This is a genomic window from Streptomyces sp. NBC_00670, assembly GCF_036226765.1.
Lineage (GTDB): Bacteria > Actinomycetota > Actinomycetes > Streptomycetales > Streptomycetaceae > Streptomyces.
Genome location: NZ_CP109017.1, coordinates 6,105,640 through 6,123,794 on the forward strand (window position 1 = coordinate 6,105,640; position 18,155 = coordinate 6,123,794).

14 protein-coding genes are annotated in these 18,155 nt (G+C 73.3%); 8 read left to right on the forward strand and 6 right to left on the reverse strand.

Translation table 11 applies throughout. The annotated features are described in order from the left end of the window. Positions 1-27: 27 nt before the first annotated feature. Positions 28-1,836, reverse strand: coding sequence for a 3-hydroxyacyl-CoA dehydrogenase family protein (locus OIE12_RS27010; RefSeq protein WP_329139643.1), 1,809 nt, complete (start codon positions 1,834-1,836; stop codon positions 28-30). 387 nt (positions 1,837-2,223) lie between these two features. On the opposite strand from OIE12_RS27010, the gene OIE12_RS27015 reads away from it, so the two are divergent. Beyond that, a complete protein-coding gene (locus tag OIE12_RS27015; protein WP_329139645.1) occupies positions 2,224-2,799 on the forward strand; it encodes an adenylosuccinate lyase in 576 nt (191 codons plus the stop codon). 49 nt (positions 2,800-2,848) lie between these two features. On the opposite strand, the gene OIE12_RS27020 is transcribed toward OIE12_RS27015, so the two are convergent. The 3 genes from OIE12_RS27020 to OIE12_RS27030 form a co-directional block, all read right to left on the reverse strand. Continuing rightward, positions 2,849-3,247: a RidA family protein gene (locus OIE12_RS27020; protein WP_329139647.1), complete on the reverse strand. Its 399-nt coding sequence runs from the start codon at positions 3,245-3,247 to the stop codon at positions 2,849-2,851. 73 nt (positions 3,248-3,320) lie between these two features. Beyond that, positions 3,321-4,982 (reverse strand): alpha/beta hydrolase, encoded by a 1,662-nt coding sequence (locus OIE12_RS27025; RefSeq protein WP_329139649.1) that lies wholly within the window; start codon positions 4,980-4,982, stop codon positions 3,321-3,323. Positions 4,983-5,170: 188 nt separating this feature from the next. After that, positions 5,171-6,229 (reverse strand): Rv2578c family radical SAM protein, encoded by a 1,059-nt coding sequence (locus OIE12_RS27030; protein WP_329139651.1) that lies wholly within the window; start codon positions 6,227-6,229, stop codon positions 5,171-5,173. 263 nt (positions 6,230-6,492) lie between these two features. Here OIE12_RS27030 and OIE12_RS27035 point away from each other — a divergent pair, with 263 nt between their 5' ends. From OIE12_RS27035 to OIE12_RS27065, 7 genes are all read left to right on the forward strand, one after another. Next, a complete protein-coding gene (locus OIE12_RS27035; RefSeq protein WP_030378315.1) occupies positions 6,493-6,936 on the forward strand; it encodes an SRPBCC family protein in 444 nt (147 codons plus the stop codon). A 211-nt stretch (positions 6,937-7,147) separates the two neighbouring features. Beyond that, positions 7,148-9,529, forward strand: coding sequence for an MFS transporter (locus OIE12_RS27040; protein ID WP_329139654.1), 2,382 nt, complete (start codon positions 7,148-7,150; stop codon positions 9,527-9,529). 115 nt (positions 9,530-9,644) lie between these two features. Then, positions 9,645-10,478, forward strand: a complete 834-nt coding sequence (locus OIE12_RS27045) for a M55 family metallopeptidase (protein WP_329139655.1) — start codon at positions 9,645-9,647, stop codon at positions 10,476-10,478. After that, positions 10,471-11,865: a M20/M25/M40 family metallo-hydrolase gene (locus OIE12_RS27050; RefSeq protein WP_329139657.1), complete on the forward strand. Its 1,395-nt coding sequence runs from the start codon at positions 10,471-10,473 to the stop codon at positions 11,863-11,865. The genes OIE12_RS27045 and OIE12_RS27050 overlap by 8 nt, the downstream gene beginning before the upstream one ends. Before the next feature lie 13 nt (positions 11,866-11,878). Beyond that, positions 11,879-13,849 carry a prolyl oligopeptidase family serine peptidase gene (locus OIE12_RS27055; RefSeq protein ID WP_329139659.1) on the forward strand — a complete coding sequence of 657 codons (1,971 nt, stop codon included), beginning with the start codon at positions 11,879-11,881 and terminating at the stop codon, positions 13,847-13,849. Positions 13,850-14,033: 184 nt separating this feature from the next. Next, entirely contained in the window at positions 14,034-14,594 is a 561-nt protein-coding gene (locus tag OIE12_RS27060) for a GNAT family N-acetyltransferase (protein WP_329139662.1), read from the forward strand. A 48-nt stretch (positions 14,595-14,642) separates the two neighbouring features. Next, entirely contained in the window at positions 14,643-16,601 is a 1,959-nt protein-coding gene (locus tag OIE12_RS27065; RefSeq protein ID WP_329139664.1) for a DUF5107 domain-containing protein, read from the forward strand. Between the two features lie 15 nt (positions 16,602-16,616). Here the strand turns inward: OIE12_RS27065 and OIE12_RS27070 are convergent, their stop codons facing one another. Both OIE12_RS27070 and OIE12_RS27075 read right to left on the reverse strand, forming a co-directional pair. Further along, positions 16,617-16,970, reverse strand: coding sequence for a VOC family protein (locus OIE12_RS27070; RefSeq protein WP_329139666.1), 354 nt, complete (start codon positions 16,968-16,970; stop codon positions 16,617-16,619). A gap of 69 nt (positions 16,971-17,039) precedes the next feature. Continuing rightward, positions 17,040-17,993, reverse strand: coding sequence for an LLM class F420-dependent oxidoreductase (locus tag OIE12_RS27075; RefSeq protein WP_329139667.1), 954 nt, complete (start codon positions 17,991-17,993; stop codon positions 17,040-17,042). Positions 17,994-18,155 lie beyond the last annotated feature (162 nt).

The window sequence follows — 18,155 nt, forward strand, 5'->3', positions numbered from 1 at the left end:
CGCCCCGGCCGCGCCCGCCCCGGCCGCTCAGCGCCGGGCATGTTCGCGGAAGCCGCGGCCCGTCTTGCGGCCGAGGCAGCCCGCGGCCACCAGATGCTCCAGGAGCGGGGCGGGCGCCAGGCCCGGGTCGCGGAACTCGCGGTGCAGCACCTTCTCGATGGCCAGGGACACGTCAAGACCCACCACGTCGAGCAGTTCGAACGGGCCCATCGGGTAGCCGCCGCCCAGCTTCATCGCGGCGTCGATGTCGTCGAGCGTCGCGTAGTGCTCCTGGACCATCTTCACCGCGTTGTTCAGGTACGGGAACAGCAACGCGTTGACGATGAACCCGGCGCGGTCGCCGCAGTCCACCGGGTGCTTGCGCAGATGCCCGCAGACCTCGCGGACCGTGGCGTGCGTCTCGTCCGAGGTCAGCACCGTGCGGACCACCTCGACCAGCTTCATCGCCGGGGCCGGGTTGAAGAAATGCATGCCGATCACGGACTGCGGGCGCGAGGTGGCCCGGGCGCAGGCGACGACCGGCAGCGAGGAGGTGGTGGTGGCCAGCACCGCGCCCGGCTTGCACACCTTGTCCAGCGTGGTGAAGAGCTGCTTCTTGACCTCCAGGTCCTCGGCCACCGCCTCCACCGCGAGGTCGACGTCGGCGAAGGCGTCGAGGGAGTCGGCCGGGGTGATCCGGTCCAGGGCCGCCGCGGCCGCCTCCACCGTCATCCGGCCCTTGTCCACCGAGCGGGAGAGCGACTTCCCGATCCTGGCCCGCGCGGTCGCCGCCTTCTCCCCGGTGCGGGCGGCGAGGACGACGTCGTAGCCCGCCTTGGCGAACACCTCGGCGATCCCGGACGCCATGGTGCCGCTGCCGGCGACGCCCACCGCGCGGACGGGGCGGGCGGTGCCGGTGGCCGGACCGCCGGTGAGCGGGGTGAGGGCGTCCCGCACGACCGTGGCGCTGCCGGGCGCCTCGTAGGTGTAGAAGCCGCGGCCCGACTTGCGGCCGGTCAGCCCCGCCTCGCTGAGCTGGCGCAGGATGGGCGCGGGGGCGTGCAGCCGGTCGCGCGAGGCGGCGTACATCGCCTCCAGGACCGTACGCGCGGTGTCCACGCCGATCAGGTCGAGCAGCGCGAGCGGGCCCATCGGCAGACCGCAGCCCAGCTTCATCGCGGCGTCGATGTCCTCGCGGGAGGCGTACTTCGCCTCGTACATCGCGGCGGCCTGGTTGAGGTAGCCGAACAGCAGCCCGTCCGCGACGAAGCCGGGGCGGTCGCCGACCGCGACCGGCTCCTTGCCCAGGTCGAGCGCGAGGTCGGTGACGGCGGCGACGGCCGCGGGGGCGGTGAGCACCGAGGAGACGACCTCGACCAGCCGCATCGCCGGGGCCGGGTTGAAGAAGTGCAGGCCGAGCACGCGCTCGGGGCGCGCGGACTCGGCGGCGAGCCGGGTGACGGAGAGCGCGTTGGTGCCGGTCGCCAGGATCGCCTCCGGGCGCACGACCGCGTCGAGCTCCCGGAACACCTGCTGCTTGATCTCGTACGACTCCGGGACCACCTCGATCACCAGATCGGCGTCGGCCGCCGCCTGGAGGTCGGTGAAGGTGCGGAAGCGCGCGAGGACGTCGCCGCGCCGCTCCTCGGTGAGCCGGCCGCGCGCCACGGAACGGGCGGTGGCGGCCTCCAGGGCGGCGACGGCCCGGGTGGCCGCGGCCTCGCTGAGGTCGATGCCGACGACCTCGCGGCCGGCCTGGGCGAGGACTTCGGCGATGCCGGTGCCCATGGTGCCGAGGCCGACGACGGCGACGGTGCGCAGCGGGGACAGGGAGGTGTCGGAGAGGGGAGTGGCCATCGCGGGACTCCAGGAAGGTGGGTGACGACGGGAAACACGCCCGTTCTGCGCCGTCCGGCGCACCGGATGCGTGCGGGACGCACGCAGGATGCGTGCGTGCGGAAGGTGCTGCGGTCAGGAGTACGGGTGTGCGGTCTCCGACCGGCCCTGTCCCCAGGCCGGGTCGCACCGCGGTGCCCGGAAAGAAGGCTGGGCACCGAACCGACTGCTCCGTCCTCACAACGGCTGCGTCACCAAACCGCCATGAGGAGTACGTGTACTGCTGCGAGTGGGTGAACTCGCTCGTCTGAGATTAACTCACCGGTAATGAGCCCGCCAGACCTCGTGGGTTGCGGTTGTTCGTGATCCGCGTCCCACGCGCGCGGCACCGCGCCTACTCTCTCGTCCATGGACGAAGAGTTGCGATCACTCACGGAGCGCTTACGGCGCGAGGCGGGCGGCGGCCCGGAGTTCGAGCGCCTGGTGACCACGGAGGACCCCGACGACCTCGCGGCCGTCCTGACCGCACCCGGCCGCCCGCTGTGGGCCCGGGAACTCGCCGCCTTCCGCCTCGGCCTGGCCGGTGACCGCCGCGCCTTCGAATCGCTCGTCCTCCTGCTCAACCACCGCGACCCGCCCCGCTGCGCCTCGGCCGCCCACGCCCTGGCCCGCCTGGACGACCCCCGCACCGCCCGCGCGGCCGCCGCCCTCGCCACCAACGAACTCCGCGTCGCCTACGCCCTGTACCCCGTGCGCCTGCTGACGGAACTGCGCGCCCCCGAGGCCGTCCCGGCGCTGATCACCACGCTGCGCCGCCGGCTGCGCCCGCACGACCCGTACCGCCGTGTCGCCCTGGCCTGCGTCGAGGGCCTGGGCACCCTCGGCGACCCCCGCGCCGTCCCCGTCCTGCGCGAGGCCCTGGCCCACCCCGCCCTGGCCGAGGCGGCCGTCCGGGCCCTGGGCCGCATCCCGGGCGCCCGGTGAGCGTCCGGGCCGGCGGGCGCCAACGGCCCGCGCGGGGACGGGAGATGACCTACGGAGCCACGACCGCGAGCGCCTCGATCTCCATCAGGAACTCGGGACGCACCAGCGCGGCGACCTGTATCGCGGAGGCGGCCGGCAGCCGGTCGTCGGGCAGGTGGGCGGCGCGGGCCGCGCGGATCGCGGGCATGTGTGCCATGTCCGTGACGAAGAAGGTCAGCTTCACCACGTCGTCGAAGGTCGCACCGGCGGCCGACAGACAGCGGCGCAGGTTCTCGAAGACCTGACGGGCCTGCGCCGCCGCGTCGCCCTCTCCGACGAGCGTGCCGTCCTCGTCCAGCGCGAGCTGGCCGGAGACGGCCACGAACCGTCCGGTGGCGGCGACGACATGGCTGTACTGGGCGGCGGGGGCGACCCCGGCGGGGGCCGGGATGCGGGTCGGCAGGCTCATGGATCCATGGTGGACCATGGGTCTGACAACGCGGCCCGCCGCCCGGCCCCCGCCGGTTCCGCGGCGGCCGGGCTCAGCCCCGGAAGCCGAGCAGCCCGTGCAGTGCCGCGCCGCGCGAGGGCTTCGAGGCCGCCTTGGACGTCTTCGGCGACTTCTGCGTCTTCTGCGTCTTTGAGGTCTTGGACGCCTCGGACGTCGTCTCGGCCGGGAGCGGTTTCGGCGCGGGGAGCGCGGCGCAGGTCGCGTCGGCCTCGCCGCGGCCGTGCGGCACCTTGCCGGTGCGCAGGTACGCCGCCAGGCGGTCGTCCAGGCAGGCGTTGCCGCTCAGCGTGATGCCGTGGTTCCCGCCGCCCTCCTCGACGACGAGGCCGGAACCGCGCAGCAGGTGATGCATCGTCACCCCGCCCTCGTACGGCGTGGCCGCGTCGTCGGTGGCCTGGAACAGCAGCACCGGCGGGAGCTTGTCGTTGGCCACGTCGACCGGCTGCTTCGCCCGGGTCGGCCAGAACGCGCACGGGGCGTTGTACCAGGCGTTGTTCCAGACCATGAACGGCGCCTTGGAGTACACCGCCCAGCTGTCCTCGCGCCACCGCTCCCAGTCCCGCGGCCAGCCCGCGTCACGGCACTGGACGGAGGTGTAGACGCTGTAGCCGTTGTCGCCCGCGGCGTCCACCGCGCCGAAGGTCTGGTACGCGTCGACCAGCGCGTCCGCGTCCTTGTCGTGGACGTACGCCGCGAACGCCTCGGCCAGGTAGGGCCAGTAGCCGTCGTAGTAGCCGCCCGGAATGAACGTGTCCTCCAGCTCGGCGGCGCCGACCCTGCCCCCGGCCGGGTGCGCGGCGACCGCCGCGCGCATCGCGTACCACTCGGTCTCGACCCGGGCGGGGTCGGTGCCGAGCCCGTACGTCTCGTCGTGCTCGGCGATCCACGCCAGGAACGCCCGGTGCCGGTCGTTGAAGGCGTAGTCCTGCTGGAGGTTGTCGTCGTACCAGACGCCCCTGGGGTCCACGATCGAGTCGAGCACCAGCCGCCGCACCCGCTGCGGGTACAGCTTGGCGTAGACGGCACCGAGATAGGTGCCGTACGAGTACCCGAAGTAGTTGATCTTCTTGGCGCCGAGCGCCCGGCGCATCGCGTCCATGTCGCGCGCGGCGCTGACCGTGTCGAGATACGGCAGCAGCTTCTTGTACGTGGCGCCGCACGCCCGCGCGAAGGAGCGTGCGCGGTCGAGGTTCGCGCGCTCGAGCGCGGGCGTGCGCGGCACGGTGTCGGGGCGCACGGGGGCGAAGTGCCCCGGCGCGCAGTCCAGCGCGGGGGTGCTCGCGCCCACGCCGCGCGGGTCGAAGCCGATCACGTCGTACTGCGCCGCCACCGCCTTGGGCAGCGAGGAGGCGACGAACCCGGCGAGACTCCGCCCGCTGCCGCCCGGCCCGCCCGGGTTGACCAGCAGCGGGCCCTGGTAGGTGCGCGCGGTGTGCGGGACGCGGGACAGGGCGAGCGTGATCTTCCGCCCGTTCGGCTTCGCGTGATCGAGCGGCACCCTGAGGGTCGCGCACTGGAGGGTCGGGTAGTCGCCGGTGGCGCACTTCTTCCAGGCGAGCTTCGCCGTGCCGGTGGCGCTCGCGCCGGCGGTCGTCACGGCGCGCGGGGCGGCGCTCGCCGCGGCCGGGGCGCCGGCCGGCAGCCCCGCCATCACGACCGCCGCACCGCACAGCACCGCTGCGGTTCTTCTCATGCCGGGCCTCCCGGAACGTGGGACAGGACGCGGAATCGGTGCCCTGGGAAGGGCACGGTCCTCGCCGCATCGTCCCGGGAAGCGTCCCCTGGGGAACCCGTTCCGCGGAATTTCAGCCGATCGGGCCGCGGGAAGCGCCCGGCTGCCGTCTGCCGTCGCACGTGGCCGAATGCGGCGGGATCAGCGGCTCAGAGCAGGGAGAGCTGGATGGGGCCGGGGGCCGCCGTCGGGTCGAGGGCATGGTCGGGCGCGGGCTCGGCGGGCCGGATCCGGCGGGGCATGCCCGAGCGTGTGGGGCCGATCCCGTACTCCCGCGCCAGCTCGTGCACCTGACGGGTGATCCGGCGCTGATACCACGTCGGGGCGTAGGCGCCCGCGGCGTACAGGCGCTCGTAACGGCGCACGAGGTGCGGATGGTGGTGCTCCAGCCAGGCCATGAACCACTCGCGCGCCCCCGGCCGCAGATGCAGCACCAGGGGCGTCACCGAGGTCGCCCCGGCCGCGGCGATCGCCCGTACGGTGGCCCGCAGCTGGTCGGGGTGGTCGCCGAGGAACGGGATGACGGGGGCCATCAGGACCCCGCAGCCGATACCGTGCTCGCTCAGCACGCGCACCACCTCCAGACGCCGTTCCGGGGCCGGGGTGCCCGGCTCGACCGTGCGCCACAGCGCGGGGTCGGTGAATCCCACGGAGACCGAGATGCCGACGTCGGTGACCTCGGACGCCTGCTTCAGCAGGTCCAGGTCGCGCAGGATCAGCGTGCCCTTGGTGAGGATCGAGAACGGGTTGGCGCGGTCGCGCAGGGCGGCGATGATCCCCGGCATCAGCCGGTAGCGCCCCTCGGCCCGCTGGTAGCAGTCGACGTTGGTGCCCATCGCGATGTGCTCGCCGCCCCAGCGCGGCGAGGTCAGCTGCCGGCGCAGCAGCTCGGGGGCGTTGACCTTCACCACGATCTGCGAGTCGAAGCCGATGCCCGTGTCGAGGTCCAGATAGCTGTGCGTCTTGCGGGCGAAGCAGTACACACACGCGTGCGTGCAGCCCCGGTAGGGGTTGACCGTCCATTCGAACGGCATGCGCGAGGCGCCCGGCACCCGGTTCACGATCGAACGGGCACGCACCTCGTGGAACGTGATCCCGCGGAACTCGGGAGTGTCGAACGTACGTGTGGTCACCGCGTCCGCGCCGAACAGCGCGGCGTCGCGGGCGCGGTCCCCGGTGGGATCGGTGGTGAGGTTCTCCCAGCGCATGGCGCCTCCTCGGGTAGTGCTGCGCCCACAGAATAGAACATACGTTCCCTTGATCGTGGGAGCGGTGTCGTTCGTATGTTCGATATCCGAGGGAGGTGGTCCCGGCCTGGGGCTTTTCCGGCGGATCCGCGCTCCCGCCCGGCGCGGCGGACGGCGCGTGCGCCGGAGCGCGGGCGCGTAGGGTCCCGGTCCGCGTCCGCCCGCGACTCCGGGTGTGGTGGGATTGGCCGTACCCCCGTCACACGTACAGGAAGAGGAACGTCATGGCGCAGGTCGAGGCCACCACCGAGCGGGTCATCGCTGCGGATGCGGAGAAGGTGTTCGACTCCCTGGCCGACTACACCGGCACGCGCGCGAAGCTGCTGCCCGAGCACTTCAGCGAGTACGAGGTGCGTGAGGGCGGCGACGGCGAGGGCACCCTCGTCCACTGGAAGCTCCAGGCCACGAGCAAGCGGGTGCGCGACTGTCTGCTGGAGGTCAGCGAGCCGACGGACGGGGAGCTGGTCGAGAAGGACCGCAACTCGTCCATGGTGACGACCTGGCGGGTGACGCCGGCGGGTGAGGGACGGGCGCGGGTCGTCGTCACGACGACGTGGAACGGGGCGGGGGGCATCGGCGGGTTCTTCGAGAAGACGTTCGCGCCGAAAGGGCTGGGCCGCATCTACGACGCGGTGCTTGCGCGGCTCGCCGCGGAGACGGAGAAGTAGGGCGTAGCCCCTGCTGTCAAGGGGGCTCCGCCCCCTCCCCCTCGCCGTGATTCCCGGAGGTGCGTGGGGGAGCCCCCTTCTCTTCCCCTCTCCCTCACCGGATCGGGTGGATCTTCTCGTTGCCGGTTCTCGTGCCGTAACTCCGTGTGGTGGGGCGGAGTTGTGTGGGGGCGCGGGCAGGGCGCGGAGGGTGCGGTGAGGGGAGCGTTTCGTGGGTGGGATCACTCTGGCGCAGGAGGACGTGGAACTCGCGCCCCCGCGCGCCCCCGAGCCGCCGCTTCCGCCCCCGGACGCCCCGCTCACCCCGGGCCGGGTCCGGCTGGTCTTCCTCGGGCTGATGCTCGCGCTGCTGCTCGCCGCGCTGGACCAGATGATCGTCGCCACCGCGCTGCCGAAGATCGTCGGCGAGCTGCACGGGCTGGACAAGATGTCCTGGGCCGTCACGGCGTATCTGCTCACCGCGACCATCGGACTGCCCGTCTACGGCAAGGCCGGTGACCTCTTCGGGCGCAAGGGCGTCTTCCAGTTCGCCATCCTGGTCTTCGTGGCCGGCTCCGCGCTGGCCGGCCGGGCCGGGAGCATGGACCAGATGATCGCCTACCGGGCGGTCCAGGGCGTCGGCGCCGGCGGGCTGATGATCGGCGTGCAGGCGATCATCGCGGACATCGTGCCGCCCCGTGAACGCGGCCGCTACATGGGCGCGATCGGCGCCGCGTTCGGGCTCGCCTCGGTCGCCGGTCCGCTGCTCGGCGGTTACTTCACCGACCACCTCTCCTGGCGCTGGTGCTTCTACGTCAACGTGCCGTTCGGTCTGGTCACCCTCGCCGTCGTCGCCGTCGTCCTCAAGCTGCCCAAGCCCGACCGCCGGGCCCGGCTCGACGTGCCGGGGGCGCTGTTGCTGGCCGCCGCCTCCACCTGCCTCGTGCTGCTGACGAGCTGGGGCGGCACCGAGTACGCGTGGGGCTCCCGTGTCGTCCTCGGGCTCGGCGCGGGGGCGGTCCTGGCGACCGTGCTCTTCCTGATCGCTGAGCGGTTCGCCGCCGAACCCCTCATCCCGCTGCGACTGTTCCGGGACTCGGTGTTCAACGTCACCGCGCTGGTCGGACTGGTCATCGGCGTCGCCCTGTTCGGCGCGGCCAGCTATCTGCCGACCTTCCTGCAGATGGTCGACGGGGTCTCGGCCACCGAGTCCGGGCTGCTGATGCTGCCCATGATGGCCGGGATCGTCGGCGCCTCCATCGTCTGCGGGCAGCTCATCAGCCGCACCGGCCGCTACAAGCCGTACCCGCTGCTCGGCAGCGCGCTGTCCGCCGTCGGCATGTGGCTGCTGTCCGGGCTCGGCACCGACACTCCCCGGCTGCAGTACAGCATCTGGATGGCCGTTCTCGGCACGGGCATCGGCATGGTGATGCCCGTGCTCGTCCTCGCCGTGCAGAACGCCGTGCGCCCCGCCGACCTCGGCACCGCGACCAGCGCCAACAACTACTTCCGGCAGATCGGCGGCAGCGTCGGCGCCGCCGTTTTCGGCACGCTCTTCGCGCAGCGGCTCACCGACGCGCTGAGCGACCGGCTCCCGCACGACGCGAGCCGCGGGCTGCCGGACCCCGAGTCGCTCACCCCGCAACTCGTGCGCACGCTCCCGCCCGCGCTGCGCGACGCGTATGTGCGCGCGTACGCCGATGCGATGCCGCGCATCTTCCTCTATCTGGTGCCGGTCCTCGTCCTCGGGCTGCTCATCGCCTGCTTCCTCAAGGAGAAACCGCTGGTGTCCCACCCCACCCCCACCGAAGCCCCCGCCGCCGGGCAGGTCCCGCAGGCCCGTCTCTCCTACGGTGCCGGGGTGCCCGTCTGCGGCAGCGTGCAGCATCCCGACGGCACCGTCGTGCCGCGCGCGGCGCTCACCCTCATCGACGTCACCGGCGCGCAGATCGGGCGCGGGGCGAGCGGGGAGGACGGGCGGTACGCGCTGGCGACGCCCGGGCCGGGGGCGTACGTGCTGATCGCGGCGGCCGGCGGGCACCAGCCGCAGGCGGTGTCCGTGACGGTCGGCGAGCGGCCGGTCGAGCTCGATGTGGTGCTCGGGGGTGCGGGGCGGCTGGCGGGCAGTGTGCTCACCGCCGACGGCACGCCCGTGCGGGACGCGACGGTGACGCTCACCAACGCGCACGGTGAGGTCGTCGGTACGACGCGGAGTGCGGCGGAGGGCGGCTATCTGATCACCGAGCTGGTGGCGGGCGAGTACACGCTCGCGGCGAGCGCGCCCGCGTTCCGGCCGGCGGCGCTGCCGGTCACCGTGCACGCGTCCCGGGAGACCCGGCAGGATGTCGAGCTCGCGGGTGGGGCGGTGTTGCGGGGGACCGTGCGGGCGGGGGGCGGGCGGCCGGTGGAGGACGCGAGGGTGACGTTGCTGGACGCCGCGGGGAACGTGGTGGATTCGGTGACGACGGGGGCCGACGGGGTGTTCCGGTTCGTGGACCTCTCGTCGGGGGAGTACACGGTGATCGCGGCGGGGTACCCGCCGGTGGCCACGGTGTTGAGGATGGCGGGGGGCGGGCGGACGGAGCGGGACCTTCACCTGGGGCATGAGGACTGAGGGTTCGCCCCGATTCGCGCCCACGCGGCGGAGCCGCACATCGACACAGCCCCGCCGCCCCTGAACGAGGGGCGGCGGGGGCGAAAAACGCAAAGAGAACGCGTACCGTTTCGGCATGAAGATCCTCCTCAGCGCCGATATGGAGGGCGCCACCGGGGTGACCTGGCCCGCGGACGTGCTGCCCGGCACCCCCCAGTGGGAACGCTGCCGCACCCTGTTCACCGGTGACGTCAACGCCGCCGTCCAGGGGTTCTTCGACGGCGGTGCCGACGAGGTCCTCATCAACGAGGCCCACTGGAGCATGCGCAACCTCCTCCTCGAACAGCTGGACGACCGCGCCGAGATGCTCACCGGCCGGCACAAGTCCCTCTCCATGGTCGAAGGCGTCCAGCACGGGGACGTGGACGGCATCGCCTTCCTCGGCTACCACGCCGGCGCCGGCATGGAGGGCGTCCTCGCCCACACCTACCTCGCCAACCAGATCACCGGCGTCTGGCTCAACGACGTACGCGCCAGCGAGGGCCTGCTCAACGCGCACGTCGCCGCGGAGTACGGCGTCCCCGTCGTGCTCGTCACCGGCGACGACGTGGCCTGCGAGGACGCTCTCGGCTACGCGCCCGAGGCGCTGAAGGTCGCCGTCAAGGACCATGTCTCCCGGTACGCGGCCGTCTGCCGCACCCCCGCCCGCACCGCCGCCGACATCCGCGCCGCCGCCAAGGAGGCGGCCGCCCTCGCCGTCCGCCACGCGCCCGCGCAGGACGGGCCGTTCACCCTCGCGTTGGAGTTCGACGCCGAGCATCTCGCCGCCGCCACCACCGTCGTCCCGGGCGTCGACCGCGTCGGCGAGCGCAAGGTGGCGTACACCAGCGCCACCATGTACGAGGGCATCCGCACCTTCAAGGCGGTCACCACGATCGCCTCGGCCGCCGTGGAGGAGCAGTATGGCTGACGCAGGAAGCACGGAACACCGCGTCGGAGAGCGGGCGTTGGACGAAGTCGTCCGGTTCACCTCCGATCTCATCCGCATCGACACCACCAACCGGGGCGGCGGCGACTGCCGCGAGCGGCCCGCCGCCGAGTACGCGGCGGAACAGCTCGCCGACGCCGGCCTCGAACCGGTGCTCCTCGAGCGCACCCCGGGGCGCGCCAACGTCGTCGCGCGCCTCACGGGTACCGACCCCTTGGCCCCCGCCCTGCTCGTGCACGGTCATCTCGACGTCGTCCCCGCGCAGGCGGACGACTGGAGCGTGCACCCGTTCTCCGGCGAGGTGCGCGACGGCGTGGTCTGGGGGCGTGGAGCCGTCGACATGAAGAACATGGACGCGATGATCCTCGCCGTCGTCCGCGACTGGATGCGCGCGGGCGTGCGCCCCCGGCGTGACCTCGTCATCGCGTTCACCGCCGACGAGGAGGCGAGCGCCGTGGACGGCTCCGGCTTCCTCGCCGACCACCACCCCGGGCTGTTCGAGGGCTGTACGGAGGCCATCGGCGAGTCCGGCGCGTACACCTTCCACGACGGCGCCGGGCGTCGCATCTACCCCATCGGGGCGGGGGAGCGCGGCACCGGCTGGCTCAGGCTCACCGCGCGCGGGCGCGCGGGGCACGGCTCCAAGGTCAACCACGACAACGCGGTCACCCGGCTCGCCGCGGCCGTCACCCGCATCGGCGAGCACCGCTGGCCGCTGCGGCTCACCCCGACCGTCCGCGCCGCCCTCACCGAACTCGCCGCGCTCTACGGCATCGAGACGAGTCTGAGCGGCACCAGGACCGGCCTGAGCGGCATCGAGGCCGACCCGAGCGGCACGGAAGACGCCGCCGCCGAGGTGGACGCCCTCCTGGAGAAGCTCGGCCCCGCCGCCGCCCTCGTCGAGGCCACCGTCCGCAACAGCGCCAACCCGACCATGCTGGAAGCCGGTTACAAGGTCAACGTCATCCCCGGCGAGGCCGTCGCCCAGGTGGACGGACGGTTCCTGCCGGGCGGCGAGGACGAGTTCCGCGCCACCCTCGACCGACTCACCGGCCCCGACGTCGACTGGGAGTTCGAGCACCGCGAGGTCGCCCTGCAGGCCCCCGTGGACTCGCCGACCTACGCCAGGATGCGTGCGGCCGTCGAGGAGTTCGCGCCCGAGGGGCACGTCGTGCCGTACTGCATGTCGGGCGGCACCGACGCCAAGCAGTTCTCCCGGCTCGGCATCACCGGCTACGGGTTCGCCCCGCTCAGGCTCCCCGAGGGATTCGACCACCAGGCGATGTTCCACGGCGTCGACGAACGCGTCCCCGTCGAGGCGCTGCACTTCGGCGTCCACGTCCTCGACCGCTTCCTGCGTACGGCCTGAGGAGGGCCCGGACATGGTGCACACCCTCCCCTACGGGACCTGGCCCTCGCCGATCGACGCGGCCACGGCCGCCGCGCACGACGGCCGGCCGGACCACGTCGGCTTCGTCGGCGACGAACCCTGGTGGACCGAGCCGCGCCCCACCGAGGGCGGCCGCCGCACCCTCGTGCGGCGCACCGCCGACGGCACGGAGGAGTCCGTGCTGCCCGCGCCCTGGAACGTGCGCAGCCGGGTCCACGAGTACGGCGGCCACCCCTGGGCCGGGGTCATGCGCGCCGAGGGCCCGCTGGTGGTGTTCAGCGAGGGCGCGGACCAGCGGCTGTACGCCCACGAACCCGACGCCCCCGGCGCCGTGCCGCGTCCGCTCACCCCGCTCTCGCCGGTCGGCGGCGGACTGCGCTGGGTGGACCCGGTGATGCGTGCGGAGCGGGACGAAGTGTGGTGCGTCCTGGAGGAGTTCACCGGTGAGGGGCCGTCCGACGTACGGCGGGTGGCCGTCGCCGTACCGCTGGACGGCTCCGCCGCCGAGGACCGCGGCGCAGTGCGCGAACTCACCCCCGCCCGGCACCGGTTCGTCACCGGCCCCCGCCTCTCGCCCGACGGCCGCCGCGCGGTCTGGCTGGCCTGGGACCACCCCAGGATGCCGTGGGACGGCACCGAACTCCTCGTCGCGGACGTCGGCGACGACGGCCTCCTGCACGACCCCCGCACGGTCGCGGGCGGACCCGGGGAATCCGTCGCCCAGGCGGACTGGGCCGCCGACGGCACCCTGCTCTACGTCTCCGACCGCAGCGGCTGGTGGAACCCGTACCGGCTCGACGACACCGGGCGGCACCAGCAACTCTGCCCGCGCGAGGAGGAGTTCGGCGGCCCCCTGTGGACGGTCGGGCAGCGCTGGTTCGCCCCGCTGGCGGACGGACCGGTCGCCGTCCTGCACGGCCGGGGCACCAGCGTGCTCGGCATCCTCGACCCGGAGACCGGCGAGGTCGTCGACGCGGCCGGTCCCTGGAGCGAGTTCGCCCCCACGCTCGCCGTGCACGGCAGCCGGATCGTCGGCGTCGGCGCGGGACCGCGCAGCGCGCCCGCGGTGATCGAACTCGACGCGCGCACCGGACACGCTCGGGTCATCGGCGCCGCGCCCCACGACCCCGTCGACCCCGCCTACTACCCCGAGCCGCAGCTCCGCACCTTCACCGGGCCCGCCGGACGGGACATCCACGCCCGCCTCTACCCGCCGCACGACCCCGGGCACACCGCGCCCGGCGGTGAGCTGCCGCCCTACGTGGTGTGGGCGCACGGCGGCCCCACCAGCAGGGCGCCCGTCGTCCTCGACCTGGAGATCGCCTACTTCACCTCGCGCGGCATCGGGGTCGCCGAGGTCGACTACGGCGGTTCGACGGGGTACGGGCGGGAGTACCGCGAGCGGCTGCGGGAGCAGTGGGGCGTCGTCGACGTCGAGGACTGCGCGGCCGTCGCCCTCGCCCTGGCCGAGGAGGGCACCGCCGACCGGCGGCGGCTCGCCGTGCGGGGCGGCAGTGCGGGGGGCTGGACGGCGGCGGTGTCGCTGGCGACGACGGACGTGTACGCGTGCGGGGCGATCCGCTATCCGGTGCTCGACCTTCTGGGCTGGGCGGACGGGGGTACGCACGACTTCGAGTCGCGGTACCTGGAGGGGCTGGTGGGGCCGGTGGGGGCCCCGGCGTACGCGGAGCGGTCGCCGGTGGAGCGGGCGGACGGGATCACGGTGCCGTTCCTGCTGTTGCAGGGGCTCGACGACGTGATCTGTCCGCCGGAGCAGTGCGAGCGGTTGCTGGAACGGATGGCGGGGCGTGGTGTGCCGCACGCGTATCTGACGTTCGAGGGGGAGGGGCACGGGTTCCGTCGTGCCGAGACGACGGTGCGGGCGTTGGAGGCGGAGCTGGGGTTGTACGGGGACGTTTTCGGGTTGCGGGGGGTGGAGCGGCTGCGGCTGCGGGGGACGTGAGCCGGTTTTTTCTCGCCCCCGCCGCCCTTACCCGTCCCGTCCCTTCAAGGGGCTGCGCCCCTTGGACCCCGGGCACGGGGCTTGGCCCCGTTTCGCGCAGTTCCCCGCGCCCCTATCAGGGGCGCGGGTGAGGGTCCGGGGGCTTGCCCCCGGGGGGACGGGCACCACGTCGTACAGTGAACACGTGACCGTTCGTTATCTCGCCGAAGGCGACCGCGTGGGGATACGGCCGTTCTCCTACGACGACGCCGCCGAGTTCACCGGACGAGTCCGGGAGAGCAAGGCGTTGCACCACCCCTGGCTGTTCCCACCCGACAGCACCCCCACCTACCGCGCCTACGCCGGCCGCCTCATCGAAGACCCCACCAAGGCCGGCTTCCTCGTCTGCGACCGCACCGACGACACCCTGGCCGGCTACATCAACATCAACAACATCGTCCACGGCGCCTTCCTCAGCGGCGCCCTCGGCTACGGCGCCTTCGCCCACGCCGCCGGCCGCGGCCTGATGACCGAGGGCCTGAACCTCGTCGTCGCGCACGCGTTCACCACCCTCGGCCTGCACCGACTGGAGATCAACGTCCAGCCCGGCAACGCCGCCTCCGTCGCGCTCGCCCGCCGCTGCGGCTTCCGGCTGGAGGGCTATTCGCCCGACTTCCTGTTCATCGACGGCGCCTGGCGCGACCACGAACGCTGGGCCCGCACCGCCGGGAAGGCGCCGGCCGGGGCCGCCTTTGCCCAATCCTGACCGGAACGCCCCCTGGTCCGGGCGCCGACGGGCGGGTTCCATGACCGGGTGACGACGATCCGACGTGCCGCAGTGACCCTGCCCGCCGCCGACCTCGGCCCCGCCAACCCGCTGCCGCCCCTCACCCCGCTCGACGAGGCCCACCACGTCGACGAACGGGACCTCGAAGGGTTGCCCCGCGACATGGCCCGGCAGATCCGCTACGCCCCCCTCGACAGCGTCCTGCCCACCCCCCTCCGCGACGGCTACGGCAGACAACGCGCACCCCGCACGCTCGACGCCCTCGTCCTGGAGAACGACCGGCTGCGCGCCACCGTCCTGCCCGGCCTCGGCGGCCGCGTCGTCTCCCTCCTCCAGTTGTCCACCGGACGCGAACTCCTCTACCGCAACCCGGTGTTCCAGCCCGCCAACTTCGCGCTCAACGGCGCCTGGTACTCCGGCGGCATCGAGTGGAACATCGGCGCGACCGGCCACACCACCCTCTCCTGCGCACCCCTGCACGCCGCCCGCGTCACCGCCCCCGACGGCGGCGAGATGCTGCGGCTGTGGGAGTGGGAACGGCTGCGCGACCTGCCGTTCCAGGTCGACCTGTGGCTGCCGGACGGCTCCGACTTCCTCTACGTCGGGGTCCGCGTCCGCAACCCGCACGACCGCCCGGTGCCGGTCTACTGGTGGTCCAACATCGCCGTCCCGGAGGAGTGCCGGGTCCTCGCCCCCGCGGACGAGGCGTGGCAGTTCGGCTACGAACGCCGGCTGCGCAGGGTGCCCGTGCCCGAGTGGGCGGGCGCCGACCGGTCGTACCCGCTCAACAGCCCGCACGCGGCGGACTACTTCTACGAGCTGCCCGAGGACGCCCGCCGCTGGATCGCCGCGCTCGACGACAGCGGACACGGCCTCGTGCAGACGTCCACCGCCGCGCTGCGCGGCCGCAAGCTGTTCGTCTGGGGCGCCCGGTCCGGCGGCCGGCGCTGGCAGGAGTGGCTCACCGAACCCGGCACCGGCGGCTACTGCGAGATCCAGGCGGGCCTGGCCCGCACCCAGCTGGAGCACGTACGCCTCGACGAGCGGAGTGAGTTCAGCTGGCTGGAGGCCTACGGGCCGCTCGCGGCGGACGCGGACGCCGTGCACGGCGCCGACTGGGCCGGGGCCCGGGCGGAGGTGGAGCGGCGGCTCGACGCGGCGCTGCCGCACGCGCGCGTCGCGGCGGCGTACGAGGCGTGGCTGCCCTGCGCCGACACCGAGCCCGGCGAGGTGCTCGCCGTCGGGTCCGGCTGGGGTGCGCTCGAAGTGCTGCGGGCGGGGGAGAAGTTGCCGGGTACGCCGTTCGAGGAGAGCACGCTGGGCGAGGCACAGGAGCCGTGGGTGCGGTTGTCGCGGTCGGGGGCGCTGCCGGAGCCGCGGGTGCCCGGGGTGCCCGGGGAGAGCCTCGTCGCCCCGCACTGGCGGGACATGCTGGAGACCGCGCCCGCGGGGCCGTCGACCGAGTACCACCTCGGGGTCGCCCAGTGGCACGCCGGTGACCGGGCGCAGGCCGTGCGCAGTTGGGAGCGGGCGCTGCGATGTGCGGCCGTGCGGTGGCCGTTGCTGCGGTGTCTCGCTGTCGCCGACCGGGTGGCGGGGGACGGGGAGCGGGCCGCGGAACGGTATGCGGAGGCGTACGACGAGCTGTGCGGAGAGCCCCATGCCGGTGAGGCCGTCGTCGCTGCTCTGGGACGGGAGGCGCTCGAGGCCCTGTTGGGGGCGGGGCGGGTGGCGGATGCCCGGGGGGTCTGGGAGCGGCTTCCGGAGCGGGTGCGCGAGCGGGGGCGGTTCCGGTTGCTCGGGGCGCGGTTGCTGCTCGCGGAGGGGGACCGGGCGGGGGCGCGGGCCGTGTGCGACGGTGGGGTGGAGGTGCCCGATCTGCGGGAGGGGGAGGAGGTGCTGGGTGAGCTGTGGGCGCGGGTCGCGGGCGAGGGGGAGCCGCTGCCCGCGCGCTACGACTTCCGGATGCGGGCGGGCGGCGACTGAGGGGGGGTGGTGGGGTCAGGAGGTGGCCGCACGGTCGACGTACTCGAAGATCGAGCCGTCGGGGTGGCGGACGATCATGTTGCGGCCCGCGGGGGTGGGGACGGGGCCGGCGATGATCTGCGCGCCGAGGGTGGAGAGGTCCTGGTGGGCCTCCTCCACGTCCTTGACCGCGATGGTCGCGGTGACCTTGCGGAGGATGTCCAGTTCCGCCTGGGGGCCGCTCATGAGGAGGAAGAATCCGATGGCGGCGACCTTGACGCCTCCGCGTTCGAAGCGGAGGGCGGGGGCGGCGGCGATCCGCTCGTAGAAGGGGATCGACGATTCCAGGTCGTCGACGCAGATGCGTAGCGTGGCTCCCATAATCTCCATGGGGGTCAGGGTAGTTGGCCGTTTTCGCCCCCGCCGCCCCCGCCCTTCCCGTCCTTGGCCCGGGCTGTGTCAGGTCAGCTGCGGGAGCACCTTCGTGCGGTAGAAGTCGAAGAAGCCGCGTTGGTCGGGGCCTATCTGGTTGACGTAGACGCGGTCGAAGCCGGCCTCGGCGAAGGCGGTCAGGGCCTGGACGTGTTCCTCGGGGTTGTCGCCGCAGACCCGGTTGTCGCGGACCATGTCCTCCGTGACCAGGGGCTTCAGCTGCTCGTAGTGCTTCGGGGAGGGGAGCACCTGGCCCATCTCGCCGGGGAGCTGTTCGTTGAACCACAGGTCACGGACCGTGCGGACCGCCGCGTCCTTGTCGGTGCCGTAGCAGACCTTCGTGCCGCCGCTCACCGGCTTCGCGCCGCCGCCGCCCTTGCGGAACTGCTCGACCATCGACTCGTCCGGCATCATCGTGATGTAGCCGTCGCCCACCCGGGAGGCGAGTGACGTGGCCGCCGGGCCGAAGCCGGAGATGTCGATGGGCACCGGCTCGTCGGGGACCGTGTACAGGCGGGCGTTCTCCACGGTGTAGTGCGTGCCGTGGTGGCTGACCTCCTCGCCGGTGAACAGCCGGCGCATCACCTGGATGGACTCCTCCAGCATCTCCATCCGCACATGCGCCGGCGGCCACGCGTCGCCGAGGATGTGCTCGTTGAGCGCCTCGCCCGTGCCGACGCCCAGCCGGAACCGTCCCTGCGTCATCACCGCGCTGGTCGCCGCGGCCTGCGCGACGACCGCCGGGTGCGTACGGACCGTAGGGCAGGTCACCGCCGTCTGGATGGGCAGCGACACCGCCTCGGAGAGCGCCCCGATCACCGACCACACGAACGGGCTCTGGCCTTGCGCGTCGTGCCACGGGTGGTAGTGGTCCGAGATCCACAGCGCCTGGAAACCGGCCTGCTCGGCCATCCGCGCCTGGTCGATCAGATCCGCGGGGCCGTGCTCCTCGCAGGAGAGGAAATAGCCGTACTCGGGCATGGGGTACCTCCGCGACGGGGGTGGGGTCGGTCATCCGTTCGGGTAACCGCCCCGCATACCGCGAAACGCGGCCCCCTGCCGAGAGAAACGCGCCCCCCGCGCCCCTCCACATACCGCCCCGCGCGGCGCCGCCCCGGCCGGGCCACGTTTGGCCGACCTGAC

Coding starts and splice junctions, on each gene's coding strand:
- OIE12_RS27020 (WP_329139647.1), bottom strand. CDS start 3,247: ATGAGCCTGCCGACCCGCATCCCGGCCCCCGCCGGGGTCGCCCCCGCC.
- OIE12_RS27030 (WP_329139651.1), bottom strand. CDS start 6,229: ATGCGCTGGGAGAACCTCACCACCGATCCCACCGGGGACCGCGCCCGC.
- OIE12_RS27025 (WP_329139649.1), bottom strand. CDS start 4,982: ATGAGAAGAACCGCAGCGGTGCTGTGCGGTGCGGCGGTCGTGATGGCG.
- OIE12_RS27055 (WP_329139659.1), top strand. CDS start 11,879: ATGGTGCACACCCTCCCCTACGGGACCTGGCCCTCGCCGATCGACGCG.
- OIE12_RS27050 (WP_329139657.1), top strand. CDS start 10,471: ATGGCTGACGCAGGAAGCACGGAACACCGCGTCGGAGAGCGGGCGTTG.
- OIE12_RS27010 (WP_329139643.1), bottom strand. CDS start 1,836: ATGGCCACTCCCCTCTCCGACACCTCCCTGTCCCCGCTGCGCACCGTC.
- OIE12_RS27015 (WP_329139645.1), top strand. CDS start 2,224: ATGGACGAAGAGTTGCGATCACTCACGGAGCGCTTACGGCGCGAGGCG.
- OIE12_RS27070 (WP_329139666.1), bottom strand. CDS start 16,970: ATGGAGATTATGGGAGCCACGCTACGCATCTGCGTCGACGACCTGGAA.
- OIE12_RS27075 (WP_329139667.1), bottom strand. CDS start 17,993: ATGCCCGAGTACGGCTATTTCCTCTCCTGCGAGGAGCACGGCCCCGCG.
- OIE12_RS27045 (WP_329139655.1), top strand. CDS start 9,645: ATGAAGATCCTCCTCAGCGCCGATATGGAGGGCGCCACCGGGGTGACC.
- OIE12_RS27035 (WP_030378315.1), top strand. CDS start 6,493: ATGGCGCAGGTCGAGGCCACCACCGAGCGGGTCATCGCTGCGGATGCG.